This window comes from Sinomicrobium weinanense, from assembly GCF_018863395.1.
Classification (GTDB): domain Bacteria; phylum Bacteroidota; class Bacteroidia; order Flavobacteriales; family Flavobacteriaceae; genus Sinomicrobium; species Sinomicrobium weinanense.
The window spans coordinates 1020442-1041657 of the sequence record NZ_JAHKRR010000001.1 but is presented as its reverse complement, the minus strand read 5'-3'; the positions used below and the strand labels follow the sequence as shown (position 1 = coordinate 1041657).

The following is a 21216-nucleotide window of genomic DNA, read 5'->3' as shown; positions in this document are numbered from 1 at the left end:
AGATGGTGAAACCTTTGGGAAAATATAAAAAAGCCGTACCTTTGCACCCGGCAAGTCCTACACGACCAGCTCCTGCAGAATCCCCCAGGGCGGGAACGCAGCAAGGGTATGTGGTTGTAGCGGTGCGATGTAGGTAGCTTGCCTTTTTTTGTGCCCTGAATTTTCCTTCTTTTGGGCAATTGGTTTTTAGTTTTGGAGTCCTGGAGTTAGTGCGGATTATTAATGAACAACTTCAAAACTTATTGCTTCATATCGCATTATCTTATTTTTCCAAATAATCCCCGAGTTTTTTACCTGAAAAAAATTATCTTCGTTTGCTCGTTCCGCAATGGGATAAAAATACGATAAAATCTATGTCACAAGTGGTCTTAATTACCGGCGGGTCGTCGGGGATCGGCAAATCTATCGGAGAATTTCTGACTGCCAGGGGGTACAGGGTTTACGGTACCAGCAGGAACCCGGAAAGGGTGACCGGATCTGCTTTTCCATTGCTGAGAATGGATGTCCGGGAAGAAGAGAGCGTTGAGCAGGCAGTGAATAGTGTGGTTAAGGAAGAGTCACGTGTCGATGTATTGATCAACAACGCCGGGGTTGGCATTACCGGTCCGCTGGAAGAGATTCCGGACGAAGAGGTTAAAAACAACTTTGAAATCAATGTTTTCGGTCCTGTGCGGGTTATAAGATCTGTACTGCCCCATATGCGGGAACAGGGAAGCGGCCTTATTATCAATGTCACCTCTATTGCAGGATATATGGGATTGCCTTACAGGGGGGTGTATTCCGCTTCAAAAGGAGCGCTGGAACTCATCACTGAAACCCTGAGCATGGAGATCAAGAAGTTTGGTATACAGGCGGTCAATGTGGCCCCGGGTGATTTTGCCACTAATATTGCCGCAGGAAGGTACCATGCCCCGTTGAAAGAAAGTTCTCCCTATCGCGAAACTTATGGGAATACCCTGCAGACCATGGACGAACATGTCGATTCCGGCAGTGACCCGGAACAGATGGCCCGGGCCGTATACGCTATCATACAAAGCGGATCGCCGAGAATACATTATAAAGTAGGGGCCTCCATGCAGAAATTTTCGATAGTCCTGAAACGTATTTTACCGGATAAAGTATATGAAAGATTGCTGATGAACCATTATAAATTGTAGTTTTGTAGTCTTTAATACCATATCGTTTTTTTTAAGAAAAACACATGGGATCGGCCTGAAATCACACATAACCAATATATTAAAAGTTAAAACAATGAAATTTTTTATAGACACTGCCAACCTGGAGCAGATTGAAGAAGCACAGGCGCTTGGCGTTCTGGACGGGGTAACGACAAACCCTTCATTGATGGCTAAGGAAGGGATTACCGGGAGAAACAATATCCTTAAGCACTATGTAGATATCTGTAATATTGTAGACGGGGATGTTTCTGCCGAGGTGATCGCTACCGATTTTGAAGGGATCGTCAAAGAAGGGGAGGAGCTGGCTGAGTTACACGGCCAGATCGTGGTAAAGGTCCCGATGATAAAGGACGGGGTCAAAGCCATTAAATATTTTGCCGACAAAGGCATACGTACCAACTGTACCCTTGTTTTTTCATCTGGTCAGGCACTATTGGCAGCTAAGGCGGGAGCTGCGTATGTTTCTCCTTTTATCGGAAGGCTCGACGATATTTCTACGGACGGGTTAAGCCTGATCTCGGAGATCCGGCAGATCTATGACAATTATAACTTTTCAACAGAGATCCTTGCAGCATCTATCCGCCATACTATGCACGTTATTGAGTGTGCCAGGATAGGGGCCGATGTAATGACCGGGCCATTATCGTCTATCACCGGGCTGTTGAAACACCCACTGACCGATATAGGACTGGAAAAATTTCTAGCGGATTACAAAAAAGGAAACTCCTGATATTTCCGGAGTATACCTTGTTAAAATAAATATGGAAATGGCCTCAAAACTATTGTTTCGGGGTCATTTTTCTTTTAACTGGAGTTGGGGGGTTAGCGAAGGGAATTGAGTATAGCAGTGAATTCCGGGCTGTGGATATAGGTAAAGGCGTTTACGATTTGATTCTCTTTGTCCACAACGATCACCTTGTTCAGATTGTTTACAGTGAGCCCCTTACTGATGTTTTCCCTCTTTTGGGAGAGGTATTGATCGTTATCGCGCAAGCCGTTGAGGCTTATAGCCTCTAACCATTCATCGTAGTCTTCGTTGAGGCATATGCCAACAAAATTTACAGTAGGGTATTGTTGTTTGAGGTTCATCACATGCCTGTTGATGTATTTGGAGTGGCCATTCTGGAAAAGGGTCCAGAAATAGACCACCGTATTCCGGTTGTGGCATATTTTGGCCAGGTCGGTGTATTCCCCGTTCATGTCTATCAGTTTCATAGGGGGGATATGAGAGCCTTTTCTCAGTTTTTGTACGTTGGTATAAAGCGTTTCTATCTCGTCTATATATTCGTTGTCACTATTGAGTTCCCGGAACTTTTCTATAAACTGGGTATTATTGGCTTCGTCCTGGTCGTCCAGGTAGTAGGTGTAGGCGGTGTTGCGGAAAAGATAATCTTTCAGCCCTTTTTCTTTTACCTTATCATCGATAAGATCCATTTTGTGCAGGTAGTAGTGTACGCTTTTCTCGATAAAGTCGTCATCCCGGGCACATTCCTTTACACATTTCACGTAGGCCATGCTGTTGAAGTGATACACCATAAAGTCAAAATAGGGCTTGTAAAAGCTCAGGTTCTTGTCGTTGTAGTTTATGGTGTTCCGGTAGGCAAAAAAACCTTCCGGCATATCGAGGAGGTTCTTACGGTCTATGCCCTTTAGTCTTTTGTGCATGTACGGATAGAATTCCTTCGACTTGTAGCTTGGGTAGTTTATGGATGCCCGGGCTACGTTCTTTGCGGGTTCTGAGAGGCGCTGGGTAACGATAAGGTGCTCGTATTGTTGCAGTTTCATGTCCCGAAGAGAGTCTATTTTCCGGTCGAATTCGTCCGGTTTCAGGCTGTAGTAGCTATAAACGAGCTTTTGTTCATCCCCATCCAGGAGGTACATTTCAATGAGGAAGTTGTTCTTCTCCGCACCTCTTCCGGAAAATACGAGCGATTCGTCAAAATTGAGGGTGTTTACCCTGGCAAGAATGCTATCTCCCCCTTGTATAAACACATATTGATATTCCGGGAAGTGCCTGAATTTATACAGGTCCCCTTCATTGTCTTTAAGTTTTACTTTAAATACAAAGCGGTTTTCGCTGTCTAATAATGCAGTGTCTATCGGTTTGTCGTCTCTGAAAAGAACAACTATGCTATCTCGTGGATTTATGACTTCGCCTCCGAAATAGGCGATAGTATTTTTTGAATTATTACAGCCAATAAAAGGTAATACTAAAAATGCTATCAGCAAATTCCTCATACAATCCGGTTAAACATATAGTACTGAATACTATACTATTTATTATAGCAAAGCTAACAAACCTAGGGGTGTACCTGTGTTAATACCGAGTTAAAAAATGCTCTTATAAGGGAGGGTGCACCCTGTTGTAATAATGAACTCGTTTAAACTTTCCAGAATTGAAACGAAAAAGTTTAAATGAGTTCGTTTGTGTTTTGTTACTTTTGCATCGACTTAAATGAAATTCAAAAATAAAATAAATGTTAACAGTATCAAATCTTTCTGTTCAATTTGGCAAACGGGTGTTGTTCGACGATGTGAACATTACCTTTACCCAGGGCAATTGCTACGGGATTATCGGGGCTAACGGAGCGGGAAAATCTACCTTTTTAAAGATCCTTTCCGGCAAAACAGAACCGACTTCCGGGCACATACAACTGGAACCCGGAAAAAGGATGTCCGTATTGGAGCAGGACCACTATGCCTATGACGAATATCCTGTGCTGGAAACCGTAATACGGGGCAACAAGCCATTATTTGCCATAAAAAAGGAAATGGAAGATATTTACGCCAAGGAGGATTTCAGCGACGCCGACGGTGAAAGGGTAGGTGAACTGCAGGTGCAGTTCGAGGAAATGAATGGCTGGAATGCCGACAGCAGTGCTGCGGCCCTGTTGTCTAACCTGGGGATACACGAGGAATTTCACTATACCCCCATGGCAGACATGGACGGAAAACTGAAGGTTCGGGTGCTCCTGGCACAGGCCCTTTTCGGCAACCCTGACGTACTGATCATGGATGAGCCGACCAACGACCTGGATTTCGAGACCATAAGCTGGCTGGAACACTTCCTGGCCAACTATGACAATACGGTGATCGTGGTTTCTCACGACCGTCACTTCCTGGATTCGGTGTGTACACATATCTCAGATATTGATTTTGGAAAGATCTCCCATTACTCGGGGAACTATACTTTTTGGTATGAGAGCAGCCAGCTGGCAGCAAGACAGCGTGCACAGCAAAACAAAAAAGCGGAAGACAAGGCCAAAGAACTTCAGGAATTTATCCAGCGGTTCAGTGCCAACGTAGCCAAGTCCAAACAGGCTACTTCGCGTAAAAAGATGCTCGAAAAGCTCAAGGTGGAAGATATAAAGCCTTCCAGCAGACGATATCCTGCCATTATTTTCGAACAGGAAAGGGATGCCGGCGACCAGATACTCAATGTAGAAGGACTCTCGGTCACTATCGAAGGGGATACGTTGTTTCGGAACGTAGATATCAACCTGGCCAAGGGCGACAAGGTTGCTGTTATTTCGAGAGATTCCAGGGCAACAACCGCCTTTTACGAGATTGTCAACGGAAAGCAAAAAGCAGATTCAGGGAAGTACCAGTGGGGTATAACCACTTCGCAATCTTACCTGCCTCTGGACAATGCGGAATATTTTGACAACGACCTTACCCTGGTAGATTGGCTACGTCAATGGTCTAAAACAGAAGAGGAGCGGGAAGAGGTCTTCGTTCGCGGTTTCCTCGGAAAAATGCTTTTCAGTGGTGAAGAGGCCCTCAAAACCGGGAGAGTACTCTCCGGAGGGGAAAAAGTGCGCTGTATGCTCAGCAGAATGATGATGCTCCGGGCCAATGTGTTGATGCTCGATGAGCCTACCAACCACCTGGATCTGGAAAGTATTACCGCATTCAACAACACCTTGAAGAACTTCAAGGGAACGATACTGCTCACCACGCACGACCACGAATTTGCCCAGACCGTTGCCAACAGGATCATAGAACTGACACCGAAAGGGGTCATAGACAGATACCTCACCTTTGACGATTATATGAGGGACCCGGCCATACGGGAACAGCGGGAGAAGATGTATAATAAAGGATAAGGTCCCAAACTTCAGATTCCAAACTTCATCCCGGGGTTTATCACAGGATGAAGTTTGGAATTTAATTTTTACCCTTCAGCCGGGCGGCCTGGCCTTTCCAGTCGTCGCGTTTTATTCTGCCGGGGAAGAACTGTATGAGTTCGGTGACCTGGTCCATGTCTTGCTCCGTAAAATTGCTGATCTGTTCAAAGGTAAAAATACCTATACTGTTCAGTCTTTCCTCAATAAACGGGCCTATACCGCTTATTTTTTTCAGATCGTCCTTTACCGAATGGTCGGCCTTGCCGATGCGGTCAAAGTCGAGCGGGTTGTCCTGTGAGGTGTGGAGCGCTCCCCGGCGGTCCCTGGTCTTTCTGGCCTTAATGGTGTTGAAAGTGCTGTTGGCGTGTTTGTTAACGCTCTCCCGGAGTACCTCTTTTTCCGAGAGGCAGTCCCTGAGTTGCCTGCTGTATCTTTTGGAGAAATAGCTTCTCGCAAAAAAATAACCTATGAGGAAACACCCCAGGCATATAATGAACAATACAATATATTCTATTGCGGCTACCGGTGCTAACTGTTCCATGATATTTTGTTCAGATTTGGGTTAATTGACATTAATTTCTATCCTGCGGTTTTGCCTTCTGCCTTCGGGAGTGGCATTGGTGGCTATGGGGGCGTGGGGGCCTTTGGATAATGCTTCCAGCTTTTCTTCAGGGATGCCCACGCTTATCAGGTATTTCATCACGTTTTTTGCCCGTTGCATACCGATCCATTCATTGGCTTCTACGGGGCCCACATTATCTGTGTGCCCGGTAATGACCACCTCTTTTTCCGGATATTTGTCGAGATAGTTTTTCAACTCTTCGGCATAGGCCTGAAGCGTATTGTCCGGTTTGAATTTTTCCGATGCGAAATTGGAATACAGTATTTTGTTGGAAAGGCCTTTTTCAATAAGCGCTTTCCTGCTTTCCGAAATGTCGCGGTATTGTAATTCTATTCCTCCCCGGTAGCGCCCTTCTTCGTCAAAATCAAAACGTTTTCGGGACGATTGTGTCACGATCCGGTCCGGGTTTATACCGTAGGCTGTAAACTTTTCCTTAAGCATACTGGCCCTGGCATCGCCCATAGCGCTTTCTTCCTCCGTGTTGTGCAGGCCGGTGATGAGGAGTTCCTTGTCCTGGTGTTCGTTGAGGAAGTTGAAAAGGAGCTGCTCTATGTTCTCGGAAGTTCCGGTTACGGAAACAGAATCGGTATTTGCGGCGATGTAAAAATCGTCGAACTGTTCCAGGGCAAATTCACTGCCGTATTCTTCACGGGTGGCAACGGTGTCTGTTGCCACAGGTTCGGGAGAAGTTTCCTTCGGAGGCACCTCCACACACAGATTCTTGATCTGGCAGGCGTATATCCATATTCCGAAAGCCGACCAGAGCAGGAATACTATAAATGCCTGTATAAAATTTTTCATAGATGGCTTATTTTTGGTTGTCGTTTTAGTTTAGTCCCGCCTCAATTTGGATTCGTGGATGAGTTTTATTTCACCCTCGTCTATTTCATATGCCCATACCGGGGGGTGAAAATTACCATAATATGGAGTGTTTAAGCCATACTCAAGACAGTTTTCTTTAAGTTTAACGCTGTCTGTAATCTGCATGACGGGTTTAACATCTTCTGCCGTCAAAGAATCTTGTTTTTCATAGTAGATAAAAACTGGTTCCTGATTATAAAAAAACACTCCTTTGAAATTAGAACAAACATCTGGAGGGGTTAAGGTAATGCCAAACCTTAGTTTAGTTTTTGGTTTTTCAAAATAAAGACAAATATAGGATTCATCTATAAGTTCGTGATCTTTGGTCAGTGCGATAAATTCATCCAATTCTGCTTTTATTTTTTTGTTCAATATCACAGCTTCTTCATTTCTTTTCGTGCAGGAGAGAAAAGTAAACAGAGAAATTAAAATGATCAGGGTATTTTTCATCATATCATTATTTTGCACCAAACCCTTTTTTTAGATTTAGAGATTTCAACCTAATTAAGGTGATCTTGGTTTTTTTTACAAAACCGTACCTCTCGTCCGCATATTCCGTCAGGGAATGCTTGCCATTGTGGTACATATAGTGTTTCTGATAGCCATAGTCTTTAATGAAACTTTCCCTGGAACGTCGATCTCCCGGAAGACCTTGAGTGGGACCATATCCGGAAGGGAATTCATCCCACGGGTCATGATCGTCAAACGGATGACTGTGAATTTTATACAAAGGAGAAAAACCATTTACAAGGTCAAAAAAATCGGTGTCCATTTGTACACTTCCCAAACGGTTGTTGGAATAAATATAAAAGGTTTCTACGCCCGAACTATCCGAAAAAGCCTGCATTGCCTGCTCTGCATCACCGTTATCGGCCAGAAACTTGAACAACGCCAAGGCGGCACCTTCGTCTTCGACAGTTAAAAGGGTCAATTCTTCTATTTTCTCTCTTTTTTTTAATCCAAATTCAATGTTCCGTTCTATCTCTTTCTTATTAGCTACAAACGTACATTTGATCATCTTCTCCAAAATACTGCGTTTTACCAGTATGGATTTTCCGGTCTTGTCCGAAATGAGTTTGTGTACAACGTCACCGTTTTTGTCGTAATAGGTCTTGTTGTCTGTATAGCGGATATGCCCCATAGCATCTACCCGGTAAGTATCCGGCGGGTCGATCAGGTTTTGGGAGATGAGTTCATGGTCGATAAAAGGTTCATCACCAAGTAACAATCCCGAACCGTCGTGACCTGTATTGAGAATAAAATCTAATTCTCCGCTATGGCCTATGCCGGATAAATCTTCGGCCCGACTCAGGGTATCAGCGATAGAACGCACATTGATCTCCATAACATACTAGCATTCATTGAACAAAAGTAGAGCTAATCTTATTTCGGGGCCATGTTAATATTTGTTAAAAATATAAATTTCCTACAAAAGAGACAACCTTTGTATTCCGAAATTTCGGGAGGTCATGGGGTTTTTGTTACAATATAAAAGAGGTTTGTTACAAAATTTTGCGAATATTTTTGTTCTGATAAATAATTTTTAATTTAAATTTGCAGCAGAACAAAAAAAGAGAAATGAATCCTAACGTTTTGCATCATCACCATTTTTTCACTTGCACTCAGGCGAGGTGATAATGGTATGTATGTAATTCTTTAACCCATTATAGGCCCGTTTGAGTAGATCAAACGGGCTTTTTTTATTTCCGGAAGTGATCCGGAGCTCACAAAGAAAGATCATTTTAAAACAGAATCTAAACCGGGAAAATCATAAAAAATGAACAAACTTAAAATTGCTATTCAGAAAAGCGGGCGGCTCAATGAAGACTCCCTGGGGATCCTGAAGAACTGCGGTATTTCGGTAAATAACGGCAACGATCAGCTCAAGGCCGAAGCCTCGGATTTTCCGCTGGAAGTTCTTTTCCTTAGAAATTCAGATATCCCGCAATACCTGAAAGACGGCGTGGTCGATGCCGCCATTGTGGGCGATAACCTGCTGGTGGAAAAAGGCGAAGGAATACAGGTGATGGAAAAACTGGGTTTTTCCAGATGCAGGGTCTCTGTGGCCGTACCTAAAACGTTCGACTATAAATCGATACAAGACCTGGACGGGATGCAGATCGCTACTTCCTATCCGAATACCGTAAATAACTTTCTCGCTTCAAAAGGGATCAAGGCCGACCTGCACCAGATCTCCGGTTCGGTAGAGATCGCTCCCAATATTGGCCTGGCCGATGCCATAGTCGATATCGTATCCAGCGGGAGCACCCTGTTCAAGAACAATCTCAAAGAAGTGGAAGTGATCCTTAAAAGTGAAGCTGTGCTTGCTGTTTCGCCAAAAATATCGGGAGAAAGCGGGGAGATACTTCAAAAACTCCGGTTCCGGATACAATCAGTACTGAAAGCGAGGAATTCCCGCTATATTCTGATGAATGTCCCCAATGATAAAATAGAAGCTGTTGGACAGATACTCCCGGTGTTGAAAAGCCCTACCGTACTGCCCCTGGCCGAAGAAGGATGGAGCAGTGTACATTCGGTGATCGACAAGGACAAGTTCTGGGAGGTCATAGACGAACTCAAAGCTGTGGGTGCAGAAGGCATTCTGGTGTGTCCCATTGAGAAAATGGTGCTTTAATAATTTCACAAAAGATAAAAAGTATGGATACAGGTAATTTTAAACTGGAACTGATACCCGGCGATAAAATTTTTACGATCATTCCCCTTCTGCGGCAACTGGATGGTGAAATTTCGACAGAAATACTGGAACAAAGACTGAAGGGTATGGTAGAAGAGGGATATAAATGCCTGGGGGTATATGATGAAAATAAACTGATAGGTGTTTCGGGATTATGGATACTGACCAAATATTATGTCGGAAAACATATAGAACCAGATAATGTAGTGATACACTCCGATTACAGGGGCCGGGGAATCGGCAAATTAATGATGAACTGGATATTTGATTATGCCCGGTCCATGGGCTGTGATGCCTCCGAATTAAATTGTTATGTGAGCAATCCCGAAGGAGTTAAATTCTGGGTAAACTCGGGATATAAGATCATCGGGTACCATTTTCAGAAAAAACTGGGTTAATTTTAATAATGAACTCGTTTTACGGTCAATTAAAAAAGTTTAAATAAGTTCAAGGAGATAAAACATAAAGCTATGAACAAAATATATAACCCGGCAAGGGAAGAATGGTCGGAATTGCTGAAAAGGCCTACCAGGACCATTGGGGATATAGAAGCCATGGTAAAGGAAATATTCAGGGAAGTACAGGACAAGGGCAACAGGGCCATTGCCAAATATACCTCGCTGTTTGACGGGGTTGTTCTTCCGGAAATTAAAGTCACTCCTGCCGAAATGGAAGAAGCCAAAACCCAGGTTTCGGAAGAGCTCAAAGAAGCTATCTGTCTGGCAAAAGCTAATATTGAAAAATTTCACAAGGCTCAAAAAACAGACAAGGTTACCGTAACCACTACCGAAGGGATCGAATGCTGGCAGGAGAAGAAAGCCATTCAGAAGATCGGGCTGTACATCCCCGGGGGGACCGCACCGCTCTTTTCCACCGTATTGATGCTTGCCGTGCCTGCCGGAATAGCAGGGTGTGACGAAATTATACTGTGTTCTCCGCCCGATAAAGAAGGAAAAATAAATCCGGCCATCCTCTACACGGCCCAATTGTGTGGGGTAACCACTGTGTTAAAAGTAGGAGGGATCCAGGCCATTGCCGGGATGACCTTCGGTACGGAGAGCATTCCGCAGGTGTATAAAATATTCGGCCCCGGAAACCAGTATGTCACCGTAGCCAAACAGTTGGCCACACAACACGGCGTAGCCATAGATATGCCTGCCGGGCCTTCGGAGCTTTTGGTGGTTGCAGACCATAGTGCCAATGCCGCCTTTGTGGCCTCCGACCTGTTGTCGCAAGCCGAACACGGTACGGACAGCCAGGTCGTGCTCGTTTCTACTTCTAAAGAATTTATAGCGCAGGTAGAACAGGAAATAGAAGTACAGATAGAAGAATTGCCCAGAAAGAAAATAGCCCGAGCAGCGATACAGAATTCCAGGCTCATTTTCGTGGAAAAAGACAGCGAAGCGTTGGATCTCATTAATTACTACGGCCCGGAACACCTGATCATTTGTACGGAAAATGACGATTTTTATGTAAATGGTATTGTAAACGCAGGATCCGTATTTATTGGTAGTTACACACCCGAAAGTGCCGGGGACTATGCCTCGGGAACCAATCACACCCTGCCCACCAATGGCTATGCCCGGAATTACAGCGGGGTAAACCTGGACAGTTTTACCAAATCGATAACCTTTCAGAAAATATCCGAAACAGGAATACAAAATATCGGGAAAGCCATTGAGGTCATGGCAGAAGCAGAAGGCCTGCAGGCCCATAAAAATGCAGTAACCCTTCGGTTGCGGAATATACAGGAAAAAAAATAATCTATGTAAGGGCGCAATGCATTGCGCCCCCACAGGATGGCCAAAAAAAATGACCAATAAATAATACATGAAAACAATACCTTTTGATATAAACAAACTGGTCCGCCCTAATGTAGCAAAGCTAAAGCCGTATTCCTCGGCCAGGGACGAATTCAAGGATTTTGATGCTGAAATGGTCTTTATCGATGCCAACGAAAACCCGTTCTCCAGCGATGTTAACCGTTATCCCGATCCTCAGCAGGTCAGGCTTAAGTCTGAGCTGGCCGGGCAAAAAAATGTCAGGGTAGAGAACATACTGCTCGGAAATGGCAGCGACGAAGTGCTGGACCTGCTGTACCGGGCCTTTTGTGAGCCTGCACAGGATAATATCCTGACACTTCCCCCTACATACGGTATGTACAAGGTGCTGGCCGAAGTGAACAATGTGGAAAACCGGGAGATACTGTTGTCCAAAGATTTCCAGCCCAGGGTGGAAGAGGTCCTGGAGAAAGTGGACGATCATTCCAGGATCATATTTCTGTGTTCCCCGAATAACCCTACGGGAAATTCCTTTTCTGAAGGGCACGTAAAGGCATTGCTTGAAAGTTTTAACGGCCTGGTGGTCGTCGATGAAGCCTATATCGATTTTTCCGATAAAGAAAGCTGGTTGTCCCGCCTGGATATATACCCCAATCTCGTAGTGACCCAAACCCTGTCCAAGGCCTACGGACTGGCCGGAATACGGCTGGGAATATGCTATGCTTCCCCGCAGATCATTGCCGTGTTGAATAAGATCAAGCCTCCGTATAATATCAATGAACTCACGCAGCGAAGAGCTTTGGAACGGTTAAGGGAAACAGATGTTATTTTTTATGAAATACACAGTATTAAAGAGCAAAAAGAAGAGTTGTTTAAATCATTACTTCAAGTGAATTTCGTAGAAGAAGTTTATCCTTCTGACGCTAATTTTATCCTGGCCAGGGTAGATGATGCCAACAAAAGGTACGGGCAATTGGTGGAAAAAGGGATCGTAGTGAGAAACCGCACCACCCAGCCGCTGTGCAAAAACTGCCTGCGGTTTACCGTGGGGACACCAGGGGAGAACGAAAAATTAATAAAAACCTTAAATCTACTATAAGAGATGCCTGAGAGGTAATCCCTGCGTCACCCTGAACTGTCACCCTGAGCACAGCCGAAGGGTTGTTTCAGGGTCTCATCTTCCAAGATATGGCGGATGGGATGCAGAAACACTTCGATTGCACTCAGTACACGCAAGTTCAGCATAACGAGGTATGGCTTTTAAGAGATATTCCATCAATAAAAGAAACAAAAAATGCAAAAAGTACTATTCATAGACAGGGACGGAACCCTGACACGCGAACCGGAAGACGAACAGGTCGATGCATTCGAAAAACTGGAATTTTATCCCGGGATGTTCACCTGGCTGGCCAGGATTGCCCGTGAACTGGATTTCGAACTTGCCATGGTGACCAATCAGGATGGGCTGGGAACCGATTCATTTCCGGAAGAAACGTTCTGGCCGGTGCAGAATTTTATCCTGAAGAGCCTGGAAAACGAGGGGATTGTTTTTGATGAGATCTTTATCGACAGGACCTTTCCCGAAGAAAATTCACCCAATCGCAAACCTAAAACCGGATTGCTCACTAAATATCTTACAGGGGACTACGACCTGGAAAACTCCTTTGTTATAGGAGACCGCCTGACCGATGTGGAACTGGCCAAAAACCTGGGGGCAAAGGGGATCTTTATGAATAATCATACCAGCCTGGGAACGGGAGAAGTCACCGTAGAACAGGAAGCATTAAAGGCCTGTATTGCTTTGGAAACTGCTGATTGGAAAGAGATCTACGGATTTTTAAAACTCCAGAGCCGCACAGCATCCATCACCCGGAAAACCAACGAAACCGACATCGCTATCACGCTCAACCTGGACGGTACAGGAAAAAGTGATATCTATACGGGGATCCCCTTTTTCGATCATATGCTGGACCAGTTGGCACGCCACGGACAGATGGACCTGAACATCCATGTTAAGGGTGACCTGGAAGTAGACGAGCACCACACTATTGAGGATACCGCCATAGCGCTCGGGGAGACCTTTCACAAGGCTCTCGGAAGTAAATTAGGGATAGAGCGTTACGGCTTCTGCCTGCCCATGGACGATTGCCTGGCACAGGTTGCCATAGATTTCGGCGGAAGGAACTGGCTGGTATGGGAAGCGGAATTCAAGCGCGAAATGATAGGGAAAATGCCAACGGAAATGTTCTATCACTTCTTTAAATCCTTTACCGACGGGGCCAGGGCCAACCTGAATGTAAAAGCGGAAGGAAAAAATGAACACCACAAGATCGAAGCTATTTTCAAGGCTTTCGCCAAGGCCATAAAAATGGCAGTAAAACGCGATACCGAAAAGATGGTACTGCCATCTACAAAAGGAATGATCTGAAGTTAGAAATACGAAGTTAGAAGTACGAAGTTGGCTTAGTTCTCCACTTCGTACTTCTAACTTCTAACACCCGCCCTAAGCGAAGTCGAAGGGTTATACTTATGAACATAGTTATTATAGATTACGGAGCAGGAAATATACAAAGCATCCGTTTTGCCATAGAACGGCTGGGCTATGAAGCCGTTTTAACCGATAATGCCGGGACCATCCGTCAGGCAGACAAGGTGATATTCCCCGGGGTGGGAGAAGCCGGAAGTGCTATGAGAAAATTGCGAGCCACCGGGATAGACAGGGTTATTCCGGAGTTGAAACAGCCTGTACTCGGCATTTGCCTGGGTATGCAGTTGATGTGTAAATCTTCGGAAGAAGGCAGGACCAAAGGCCTGGGCATATTTGATGTAGATATCGTCCGGTTTTCCGATCAGGTAAAAGTACCGCAAATAGGATGGAACCAGATATCCGGTTTAAAATCGCCCTTGTTTGAGGGCGTAAAGGAAAACGAGTTTATGTACCTCGTTCACAGTTTCTACGCCCCTGAATGCAGCGAAGCCATAGCGTTGACCCGATATGATGTGGAATACGCCTCCGCGCTGCAAAAAGACAATTTTTATGGCGTACAGTTCCACCCCGAAAAAAGCAGCACCGCAGGTGCGAGGATATTGAATAATTTTTTAAAAATAAAACCCTCGTAGGGGCGCAATGCATTGCGCCCCCACAGGGTAAAACAATAAAACAGACATGAGGATTATTCCAGCCATAGATATTATAGAAGGCAAATGTGTACGCCTTTCCAAAGGCGACTACAATACCAAAAAAATATACAACGAAAACCCGCTCGAAGTTGCTGTGCAGTTCGAGGATCACGGCATTGAATACCTGCACCTGGTAGACCTGGACGGAGCTAAAAGCAGTCATATTGTAAACCACCGGGTATTGGAACAGATCGCCTCCAAAACCAGTCTGAAGATCGATTTCGGGGGCGGCCTGAAATCCGACGAAGACCTGAGAATAGCCTTTGAAAGCGGGGCACGTCAGGTTACCGGGGGGAGTATAGCGGTGAAGAACCGGGAGGTCTTTCTAAGCTGGATAGAGAAATACGGCCCGGAGAAGATCATACTCGGAGCCGACGTTCTTCCGGGAGAAACCGGTGAAAAGATCGCTGTGAGCGGCTGGCAGGAAAATTCAAGTATGGATTTAATTCCATTTATTCAGGATTATAAAGAACAGGGAGTTGAATATGTTATATGCACAGATATAAGCAAGGATGGCATGCTAAAAGGCCCTGCCTTTGACCTCTATCAAAAAATACTGGAAAACACGAAAGACATAAAACTGATCGCATCCGGTGGAATATCCGCTTTTGAAGAATTGCCCCGGCTGGAAGAAGCAGGCTGCGAAGGCACTATTATCGGCAAGGCGATCTATGAAGGAAAGATACATTTAAAAGAGCTGGAACGATACATCACAGCGTAATGCAGGTTAATCGTAGCGTCGCAATGCATTGCGACAACAAAAGGCATTACAACGATTGATAAAACGGTTTTAAAAATAAAATATCCTTCTCCTTGTGGAAGGTTATGATAATTATGCTGACAAAAAGAATCATACCTTGTCTGGACATCAAAAACGGCAGGACAGTTAAAGGAATTAACTTTTTAGACCTCAGGGATGCCGGCGACCCGGTTGAACTGGCCGAATTATATGCCAAAGAAGGTGCCGACGAATTGGTTTTTCTCGATATTTCCGCTACCGAAGAAAAACGCAAGACCCTGGCCGGACTGGTGAGAAGCGTGGCCGAAAAAGTAGATATTCCCTTTACCGTAGGTGGAGGGATAGCTTCGGTAGAAGATGTGGGGATATTGTTGCACAATGGGGCTGACAAGGTTTCGGTCAATTCTTCTGCCGTAAAGAATCCGGGGCTTATCGATGATCTTGCCGGCAGGTTTGGCAGTCAGTGCGTAGTTGTGGCGGTCGATGCCAAGCAGGTCAACGGGGAATGGCTGGTGCACCTGGTAGGAGGAAAGGTCCCCACAGATATAAGACTCTATGACTGGGTCCGGGAAGTGGAGCAACGCGGAGCCGGTGAAATACTGTTCACCTCGATGGACCACGACGGTACCAAGGGCGGTTTTGCGAATGAAGCCCTGGTAAAAATATCCGGGATGGTAAATATCCCCGTGATCGCTTCCGGCGGAGCGGGAAATATGCAGCATTTTGCCGATGCTTTTACCCTGGGAAAAGCCGATGCGGCCCTTGCTGCCAGTGTGTTTCACTTCAAGGAAATGGATATCAGGGATCTGAAAATGTTCCTGAAAGAACTTGGGGTGGTGGTGAGAATGTGAGAAGGTGAGAATGTGAGAAGGTGAGAATGTGAGAAGGTGAGAATGTGAGAGATAGTATATTAGGTATATGGATGTATTATAATTCTTATGGTAAATTCATATACCTGAATACCAAATTTTAAAAAGACATAAAATATGGAAATAGACTTTAACAAAGGAGGTGGCCTTGTGCCGGCTGTTATCCAGGATGCGGAGACCAGGGCTGTTCTTATGCTGGGGTATATGAATGAAGAAGCCTGGAAAAAGACCTTAGAGACCGGAAAGGTGACCTTTTTCAGCCGTAGCAAACAACGCCTCTGGACCAAGGGAGAAGAGAGCGGCAATTTTCTGTACCTGGAAGACATGAAGGTAGATTGCGACCGGGATACCCTGCTGGTAAGGGCAAGGCCTCAGGGCCCTACCTGCCATACCGGGACCGATACCTGCTGGAAAGAAGAGAACACATCTCATTTCGGGTTTCTTTCGGTCCTGGAAGATGTTATCAGTGACCGGAGGGCAAATACTTCCTCAAAAAGCTATGTGTCCTCCCTGTTCAATGCAGGGATGAACAAGATTGCACAAAAGGTGGGAGAAGAAGCGGTTGAAGTCGTTATAGAGGCCAAGGACGACAACGAAGACCTGTTTCTCAACGAGAGTGCAGACCTGTTGTTTCACTATCTGATCCTCCTTCAGGCGAAAGGATACACTTTAGCCGATGTGGAGAAAATTCTCCGTGAACGGCATAAAAAGTAAGTGTTTTTTTCTATATTTAAGGAGAACATTAATATATGGATTATGAAAAAACTTGCACTGTTCCTGAGTGGGGTCCTGTGTACCTCCATGGTGATATTGTCCTGCAATACCGCTCCGAAGACAGACCCGTTTGCAGCACTGACTTCCAATACCTGGATGCTGGAGACCATGGAAGGAAAAGAGGTAGATTCCACCAGTTTTGCCCGGGGAGTCCCCTATCTGGATTTTGATGCGGAAGAAATGCATGTTTCCGGCTTTGCAGGGTGTAACAGGGTTACGGGAGGCTTTGCCGTAGAAGACAAGAACGGTATAAACCTGGATAAACTCGCTACCACCTTTATGGCCTGTGCCGGAGTGGACGGAGAAGCCGGGTTTTTATCTGTTTTGAGAACAGTAACCAACTTCGAAATAGAAGAAAAAACACTAAAATTCCTGTCTGAAGAAGGAGAGGTCATGACGTTTGTACCGAGAGAGGAATAAGAAGCTGCTAAGTATATGACAAAAATCAAAAACCGTTATTTTGGATTTAAGACTTCATGACATAAGATATATGACTGGAATTGCAGTCAAACTTTGCAAATCTGGAAAATCTCCATTTAATTTCAGTCATCTTATTTACAGATTATTTGGTTTATAATGAGGGGCTGATACCCTTTTCATCATATTTAAAGTCTTATATCTTACATCCTTCGGTCTTACGTCATTGCTGATGATTTTGTGTCATGTATTAAAACAAAATTTGAACAGTTCCTAAGCCGCTGTCCGGCATTTCACGCTATGACAGTCCGCAAAAATTGATCGTATGAAGAAACCACAGGGTCGGAGAAAACGCAGGAAAGGCATTGGTTCCGTTCCGGGAACTCTCACGTATACGGGGACACGGCCGGAACAGAAATTTTATATTGAAGTTATAGATTATTCCAGAGACCATTGCTCCCATAAGGTCTACAATGATGTTAAAGAGGTCTTTGAATATGCCGGAAGCGAAAGTGTAAGCTGGATCAATGTCAATGGCCTGCACAATGTCGAAGCCATCGAAGCCCTGGGAACGTTTTATAAATGGCATCCCCTTGTCCTCGAAGATATTGTAGATACCTATCAGAGGCCCAAAATAGATGAGTTTGACGATTATCTGTTCGTGGTATTCAAAATGATATACTACGAAGAAGAGCGCCCGGTTATTGAACACCTGAGCCTTATCATGGGAAAGAATTATGTGGTGACCTTCCAGGAATCCCATACCGATGTGTTCGACGACCTCAGGAAACGGATACTCGAAAACAAGGGCAGGGTGCGGGGAGAAAAGGCGGATTACCTGCTTTTTGTACTTCTGGATGCCGTTGTAGATCATTATTTCCTGGTCATAGAGACCCTGGGAGACAAGATCGAAGACCTGGAAGATGCGGTTTTTGAAGAAAGTCACGACGATATTTCCAAGGATATACTAAGGCTCAAAAAGGAAATGCTGAGACTCAAAAGAGCAGTTTTCCCTGCCAGGGAGATCGTAAGCCGCATAGAGAAATCGGATTCTGACTACATTTTACCGCATATCAAGAACTACTATCGCGATCTTTACGACCACACCATTCAGGTAGTGGAATATATAGAAGTCTACCGCGAAATGATCCTCAGCCTTATGGAAATGTATATGGGGACCATAAGCAACAAGATGAACAATGTAATGAAAGTGCTTACCGTGATAGCCACCATATTCATTCCGCTGACTTTTATCGCGGGGATATACGGGATGAATTTCGATTATATGCCCGAGTTACATGGAAAATACAGCTATTTTATCCTCCTGGGGACCATGCTGCTGATATTCATTGGCATGCTCCTTTATTTCAAAAAGAAAAAGTGGCTGTAAAAATACCGCTTTAAACCGCTACGCTCACATCCAGCAACTGAACACGGTCTTTTATGGTTTCTATGACCATGCCCATCATCCTTTTGTTCAGGGCAGAGGAGTTCTCAATATAGGTCAGGTATTCCTCTACCGTAAACTGGCCGATGATCATTCCCTTGAGTGAGTTCCGGAATTTAATGTCCTTTTGAATGGCATTTTCGATGTATTCCAGCCGCTTTTCGAGAGTAAGGGTATAAAACACCCCTTTGTGCTTGTTGGCATAATTCCTGAAAGCCTCGACCAACAGTTCCCCCTGCAGTTTGATAACAGGACGAATGGTGACGTTTTGAAAACGTTCGTCGCTGCTCATTTCTTCATAAACCAATGCGTTTGGAATTTCCGGACGGATGTGAAGTAAGTCCTTTGTTCTGATGTCCATAACGAAGTTTTCTTAAAGATACTTTATATCAACGAGGGAAAAAGCCCGCAGGCCGCATAGTTGTTAACTATCTTATAAACAACATACCTTCTGACAATCGCGGGCAGGAAAGGAAGGGGGCAGGGTTGCACACTATTCCTGCGTTATAGCTGCCGACCTGATGATAAGGGGCATTCCCAGGTCAAATTCACGTTATTTTAACAAATATATTATAATTTTATAAGCAGCTTTGTGTATTTTTGACGTTAAGTACCAGGAGGTTGTATCCGGAACAAAGAAAAGAATCAAAAACTCCCGGATATTAGTCCGGTTGGGCATAAAATTTGTTAGACTTGGGAGTATGAGACAGCTTGTAATATTACTTATCGTCATGGGATTTTCCGCCTCTTTGGACGCCCAGGAAATGCTGCCCAAAAAGTCTATCCCGATCCGGGCAGAAAATTCCGCTTTGCCCAATACAAATACACCCGAAAATAATTCATCCATATTCAGTTCTCCGGAATTTTTGCCATCACCGAACTTAAACCTGAATAAAAATAATACGAATTCCTCCTTTGACCTGTCGACTTCCGAGAGTGACAATTTTATGGAAAAAGAGCAATTCCTGAACCCTGGAACAAAATACGAAAAGCGTCTAAACCGGAGACAAGGTGAAGGGGAGGACCGCGGAGGTAATTACAAAGTAACCAGGTACCTGGGCGATTTCAAGACAAAATCCCGGGCCGTAAAGATTGTATGCCGCGACCACGAGTATGTAGATGGCGACCGGGTAAGGATATATCTCAACGACAGTATAGTGGTGGATGATATTGTCCTGGAGGGCGGGTATAAAGGATTTGACCTGCCGCTTCAAAAAGGTTTCAATAAGATAGATTTTCAGGCCCTTAACCAGGGAACTTCCGGTCCCAATACGGCAGAACTCCGCATATACGGGGACCAGGGAGAACTCCTTTCTGCCAATGAATGGCTGCTCAATACCGGGGGAAAGGCAACGATGATCATTGTAAAAGAGGATGACGAGTAATATCAGATCTCTTTCTGAAAAGCCACCACATCCAGTACCTTGCCGAATTTTTCCCCTACGTTTTTAAAACAGGCGCATTGTGTATAGCCGCATTTTCTGAACAGGGCCATACTTCCTTCGTTGTCACCTGTGATGATGCCCAATAGGTTTTTGAGGCCGTTTTCCCTTCCTTTTTGTTCGAGATATTCCAGGGCTGTTTTGCCGATGCCTTTTTTTTCGAACCCCGGTTTCAGGTATATGGTAACTTCGGCCGTACGGTTATAGGCTTGCCTTTTTTTGTAGGGGGCAAAAAAGCAATAACCCGACGGTTTATCGTCTGCACAGATCAGGAAAGAGGTATAAAGGGGATGCCCTATGTAGATGAACTCTTTTAATTCATTGACCTGTAAAGATTCCGTATGAAAAGTGGCCGTAGAGTTTTTTATATACCAGTCGTATATTTCTTTTACTTCCGGCAAATGGTGTTCCTGTAACTTTTCGAATGTGATGTTCATGGATGTTGTATGGTGTGGACAAACAATATTCAAATATATATATATATACAAGATTTTGTTTAAGGCTTATGAAGAACCGTTTTCTGCGGTATAGGTAAGCAGTACCACTCCTGATGAAGAACTCCTGGTATTGGTCAGTTTTAGTCTGAGGCGTTTGTTAATATTTTTGAAAAGCAGCTTTCCTTCTCCCAATATTACTGGGTGGACAGCCAGCCTGTACTCATCAACCAGTCCCAGGTTGACAAAGGAAGTTATGAGGTCTCCACCTCCGTATAACCAGATATGACCCTTGATGTCCCGTTTGAGGTTCAGTACTTTTTCCCTGATACCGGAATTGATAAAAACAGTGTTGGAGCCGTCGCTTTTTAGCTTAGTGGAAAACACATATTTTGTTTTGCTGTGCAATAGTTTATAGGCATCCCGGAGTTTTGTACCCGTATTCTCCCCGGGCTGGTAGTTTCCCCACGCTTCATAACTCTTTCTTCCGTAAAAGATAGCATCCACGCCGTCTAGAATTTCAAAGAGAATGTCCCCGAAATCTGTTTTATCATCCTTGACGAGCCAGTCTATTTCCCCGTTCGGCCCTTCTATATGCCCGTCGAGGGTTACGGCGAGGTCTAATATTACTTTTCCCATATACTTTCAGT

At 44.6% G+C, this 21216-nt stretch carries 23 protein-coding genes and 1 other RNA gene; 16 read left to right on the top strand and 8 right to left on the bottom strand.

Features of this window, described 5'->3' with window-relative positions; genetic code table 11:
* Nucleotides 1-48 precede the first annotated feature (48 nt).
* The 3 genes from ffs (at nt 49) to fsa (ending at nt 1908) form a co-directional block, all read left to right on the top strand.
* An RNA gene (gene ffs, locus KN811_RS04535) (signal recognition particle sRNA small type) lies at nt 49-147 on the top strand.
* Between the two features lie 206 nt (nt 148-353).
* Nucleotides 354-1157 carry an SDR family oxidoreductase gene (locus KN811_RS04530; RefSeq protein WP_187966785.1) on the top strand — a complete coding sequence of 268 codons (804 nt, stop codon included), beginning with the start codon at nt 354-356 and terminating at the stop codon, nt 1155-1157.
* Nucleotides 1158-1251: 94 nt separating this feature from the next.
* A complete protein-coding gene (fsa, locus tag KN811_RS04525) occupies nt 1252-1908 on the top strand; it encodes a fructose-6-phosphate aldolase (RefSeq protein ID WP_187966786.1) in 657 nt (218 codons plus the stop codon).
* Between the two features lie 92 nt (nt 1909-2000).
* Here the strand turns inward: fsa and KN811_RS04520 are convergent, their stop codons facing one another.
* Nucleotides 2001-3416: a TlpA family protein disulfide reductase gene (locus KN811_RS04520; protein ID WP_187966787.1), complete on the bottom strand. Its 1416-nt coding sequence runs from the start codon at nt 3414-3416 to the stop codon at nt 2001-2003.
* Nucleotides 3417-3655: 239 nt separating this feature from the next.
* On the opposite strand from KN811_RS04520, the gene KN811_RS04515 reads away from it, so the two are divergent.
* On the top strand, nt 3656-5284 hold the full coding sequence (locus tag KN811_RS04515) for an ABC-F family ATP-binding cassette domain-containing protein (protein ID WP_187966788.1): 1629 nt from the start codon (nt 3656-3658) through the stop codon (nt 5282-5284).
* A gap of 61 nt (nt 5285-5345) precedes the next feature.
* On the opposite strand, the gene KN811_RS04510 is transcribed toward KN811_RS04515, so the two are convergent.
* Genes KN811_RS04510 through KN811_RS04495 form a run of 4 tightly spaced genes read right to left on the bottom strand, consistent with a single transcriptional unit; the run spans nt 5346 to nt 8133 of the window.
* On the bottom strand, nt 5346-5846 hold the full coding sequence (locus KN811_RS04510) for a hypothetical protein (RefSeq protein ID WP_187966789.1): 501 nt from the start codon (nt 5844-5846) through the stop codon (nt 5346-5348).
* Nucleotides 5847-5867: 21 nt separating this feature from the next.
* Entirely contained in the window at nt 5868-6728 is an 861-nt protein-coding gene (locus KN811_RS04505) for an OmpA family protein (protein WP_187966790.1), read from the bottom strand.
* A gap of 30 nt (nt 6729-6758) precedes the next feature.
* The gene (locus KN811_RS04500) at nt 6759-7241 is read right to left on the bottom strand and encodes a hypothetical protein (RefSeq protein ID WP_187966791.1); all 483 of its coding nucleotides are present in this window, start codon (nt 7239-7241) and stop codon (nt 6759-6761) included.
* Between the two features lie 4 nt (nt 7242-7245).
* Nucleotides 7246-8133, bottom strand: a complete 888-nt coding sequence (locus KN811_RS04495; RefSeq protein WP_187966792.1) for a JAB-like toxin 1 domain-containing protein — start codon at nt 8131-8133, stop codon at nt 7246-7248.
* A gap of 432 nt (nt 8134-8565) precedes the next feature.
* On the opposite strand from KN811_RS04495, the gene hisG reads away from it, so the two are divergent.
* The 11 genes from hisG to corA all read left to right on the top strand — a co-directional run bounded on the left by hisG (nt 8566) and on the right by corA (nt 18633).
* The gene (gene hisG / locus KN811_RS04490; protein WP_187966793.1) at nt 8566-9423 is read left to right on the top strand and encodes an ATP phosphoribosyltransferase; all 858 of its coding nucleotides are present in this window, start codon (nt 8566-8568) and stop codon (nt 9421-9423) included.
* A 23-nt stretch (nt 9424-9446) separates the two neighbouring features.
* Complete coding sequence (locus KN811_RS04485) at nt 9447-9881, top strand: GNAT family N-acetyltransferase (protein ID WP_187966794.1); 435 nt, start codon at nt 9447-9449, stop codon at nt 9879-9881.
* 72 nt (nt 9882-9953) lie between these two features.
* Complete coding sequence (gene hisD / locus KN811_RS04480) at nt 9954-11246, top strand: histidinol dehydrogenase (protein WP_187966795.1); 1293 nt, start codon at nt 9954-9956, stop codon at nt 11244-11246.
* 67 nt (nt 11247-11313) lie between these two features.
* Nucleotides 11314-12363: a histidinol-phosphate transaminase gene (gene hisC / locus KN811_RS04475; protein ID WP_187966796.1), complete on the top strand. Its 1050-nt coding sequence runs from the start codon at nt 11314-11316 to the stop codon at nt 12361-12363.
* Between the two features lie 195 nt (nt 12364-12558).
* A complete protein-coding gene (gene hisB / locus KN811_RS04470; protein WP_187966797.1) occupies nt 12559-13692 on the top strand; it encodes a bifunctional histidinol-phosphatase/imidazoleglycerol-phosphate dehydratase HisB in 1134 nt (377 codons plus the stop codon).
* Between the two features lie 101 nt (nt 13693-13793).
* Nucleotides 13794-14384 (top strand): imidazole glycerol phosphate synthase subunit HisH, encoded by a 591-nt coding sequence (hisH, locus tag KN811_RS04465; protein ID WP_187966798.1) that lies wholly within the window; start codon nt 13794-13796, stop codon nt 14382-14384.
* 46 nt (nt 14385-14430) lie between these two features.
* Nucleotides 14431-15165, top strand: coding sequence for a 1-(5-phosphoribosyl)-5-[(5-phosphoribosylamino)methylideneamino]imidazole-4-carboxamide isomerase (gene hisA / locus KN811_RS04460; RefSeq protein WP_187966799.1), 735 nt, complete (start codon nt 14431-14433; stop codon nt 15163-15165).
* Between the two features lie 113 nt (nt 15166-15278).
* Nucleotides 15279-16034, top strand: a complete 756-nt coding sequence (hisF, locus tag KN811_RS04455) for an imidazole glycerol phosphate synthase subunit HisF (protein WP_187966800.1) — start codon at nt 15279-15281, stop codon at nt 16032-16034.
* Between the two features lie 135 nt (nt 16035-16169).
* Entirely contained in the window at nt 16170-16766 is a 597-nt protein-coding gene (hisIE, locus tag KN811_RS04450) for a bifunctional phosphoribosyl-AMP cyclohydrolase/phosphoribosyl-ATP diphosphatase HisIE (RefSeq protein WP_187966801.1), read from the top strand.
* Between the two features lie 42 nt (nt 16767-16808).
* Nucleotides 16809-17246: an META domain-containing protein gene (locus KN811_RS04445; protein ID WP_187966802.1), complete on the top strand. Its 438-nt coding sequence runs from the start codon at nt 16809-16811 to the stop codon at nt 17244-17246.
* A gap of 322 nt (nt 17247-17568) precedes the next feature.
* Nucleotides 17569-18633 carry a magnesium/cobalt transporter CorA gene (gene corA / locus KN811_RS04440; protein ID WP_216334677.1) on the top strand — a complete coding sequence of 355 codons (1065 nt, stop codon included), beginning with the start codon at nt 17569-17571 and terminating at the stop codon, nt 18631-18633.
* A 10-nt stretch (nt 18634-18643) separates the two neighbouring features.
* Here the strand turns inward: corA and KN811_RS04435 are convergent, their stop codons facing one another.
* Nucleotides 18644-19051, bottom strand: a complete 408-nt coding sequence (locus KN811_RS04435; protein ID WP_187967373.1) for a glyoxalase — start codon at nt 19049-19051, stop codon at nt 18644-18646.
* A 340-nt stretch (nt 19052-19391) separates the two neighbouring features.
* On the opposite strand from KN811_RS04435, the gene KN811_RS04430 reads away from it, so the two are divergent.
* Complete coding sequence (locus KN811_RS04430; protein WP_187967374.1) at nt 19392-20075, top strand: hypothetical protein; 684 nt, start codon at nt 19392-19394, stop codon at nt 20073-20075.
* A 2-nt stretch (nt 20076-20077) separates the two neighbouring features.
* Here KN811_RS04430 and KN811_RS04425 read toward each other — a convergent pair whose 3' ends face one another.
* Nucleotides 20078-20569: a GNAT family N-acetyltransferase gene (locus KN811_RS04425; RefSeq protein ID WP_187967375.1), complete on the bottom strand. Its 492-nt coding sequence runs from the start codon at nt 20567-20569 to the stop codon at nt 20078-20080.
* A 66-nt stretch (nt 20570-20635) separates the two neighbouring features.
* Complete coding sequence (locus KN811_RS04420) at nt 20636-21205, bottom strand: dihydrofolate reductase family protein (RefSeq protein WP_187967376.1); 570 nt, start codon at nt 21203-21205, stop codon at nt 20636-20638.
* Nucleotides 21206-21216: the final 11 nt, after the last annotated feature.

Excerpts from the sequence above, each read along its gene's own strand:
- KN811_RS04530 (WP_187966785.1), top strand. The coding sequence starts at position 354 with ATGTCACAAGTGGTCTTAATTACCGGCGGGTCGTCGGGGATCGGCAAA.
- fsa (WP_187966786.1), top strand. The coding sequence starts at position 1,252 with ATGAAATTTTTTATAGACACTGCCAACCTGGAGCAGATTGAAGAAGCA.
- KN811_RS04520 (WP_187966787.1), bottom strand. The coding sequence starts at position 3,416 with ATGAGGAATTTGCTGATAGCATTTTTAGTATTACCTTTTATTGGCTGT.
- KN811_RS04515 (WP_187966788.1), top strand. The coding sequence starts at position 3,656 with ATGTTAACAGTATCAAATCTTTCTGTTCAATTTGGCAAACGGGTGTTG.
- KN811_RS04510 (WP_187966789.1), bottom strand. The coding sequence starts at position 5,846 with ATGGAACAGTTAGCACCGGTAGCCGCAATAGAATATATTGTATTGTTC.
- KN811_RS04505 (WP_187966790.1), bottom strand. The coding sequence starts at position 6,728 with ATGAAAAATTTTATACAGGCATTTATAGTATTCCTGCTCTGGTCGGCT.
- KN811_RS04500 (WP_187966791.1), bottom strand. The coding sequence starts at position 7,241 with ATGATGAAAAATACCCTGATCATTTTAATTTCTCTGTTTACTTTTCTC.
- KN811_RS04495 (WP_187966792.1), bottom strand. The coding sequence starts at position 8,133 with ATGGAGATCAATGTGCGTTCTATCGCTGATACCCTGAGTCGGGCCGAA.
- hisG (WP_187966793.1), top strand. The coding sequence starts at position 8,566 with ATGAACAAACTTAAAATTGCTATTCAGAAAAGCGGGCGGCTCAATGAA.
- KN811_RS04485 (WP_187966794.1), top strand. The coding sequence starts at position 9,447 with ATGGATACAGGTAATTTTAAACTGGAACTGATACCCGGCGATAAAATT.
- hisD (WP_187966795.1), top strand. The coding sequence starts at position 9,954 with ATGAACAAAATATATAACCCGGCAAGGGAAGAATGGTCGGAATTGCTG.
- hisC (WP_187966796.1), top strand. The coding sequence starts at position 11,314 with ATGAAAACAATACCTTTTGATATAAACAAACTGGTCCGCCCTAATGTA.
- hisB (WP_187966797.1), top strand. The coding sequence starts at position 12,559 with ATGCAAAAAGTACTATTCATAGACAGGGACGGAACCCTGACACGCGAA.
- hisH (WP_187966798.1), top strand. The coding sequence starts at position 13,794 with ATGAACATAGTTATTATAGATTACGGAGCAGGAAATATACAAAGCATC.
- hisA (WP_187966799.1), top strand. The coding sequence starts at position 14,431 with ATGAGGATTATTCCAGCCATAGATATTATAGAAGGCAAATGTGTACGC.
- hisF (WP_187966800.1), top strand. The coding sequence starts at position 15,279 with ATGCTGACAAAAAGAATCATACCTTGTCTGGACATCAAAAACGGCAGG.
- hisIE (WP_187966801.1), top strand. The coding sequence starts at position 16,170 with ATGGAAATAGACTTTAACAAAGGAGGTGGCCTTGTGCCGGCTGTTATC.
- KN811_RS04445 (WP_187966802.1), top strand. The coding sequence starts at position 16,809 with ATGAAAAAACTTGCACTGTTCCTGAGTGGGGTCCTGTGTACCTCCATG.
- corA (WP_216334677.1), top strand. The coding sequence starts at position 17,569 with ATGAAGAAACCACAGGGTCGGAGAAAACGCAGGAAAGGCATTGGTTCC.
- KN811_RS04435 (WP_187967373.1), bottom strand. The coding sequence starts at position 19,051 with ATGGACATCAGAACAAAGGACTTACTTCACATCCGTCCGGAAATTCCA.
- KN811_RS04430 (WP_187967374.1), top strand. The coding sequence starts at position 19,392 with ATGAGACAGCTTGTAATATTACTTATCGTCATGGGATTTTCCGCCTCT.
- KN811_RS04425 (WP_187967375.1), bottom strand. The coding sequence starts at position 20,569 with ATGAACATCACATTCGAAAAGTTACAGGAACACCATTTGCCGGAAGTA.
- KN811_RS04420 (WP_187967376.1), bottom strand. The coding sequence starts at position 21,205 with ATGGGAAAAGTAATATTAGACCTCGCCGTAACCCTCGACGGGCATATA.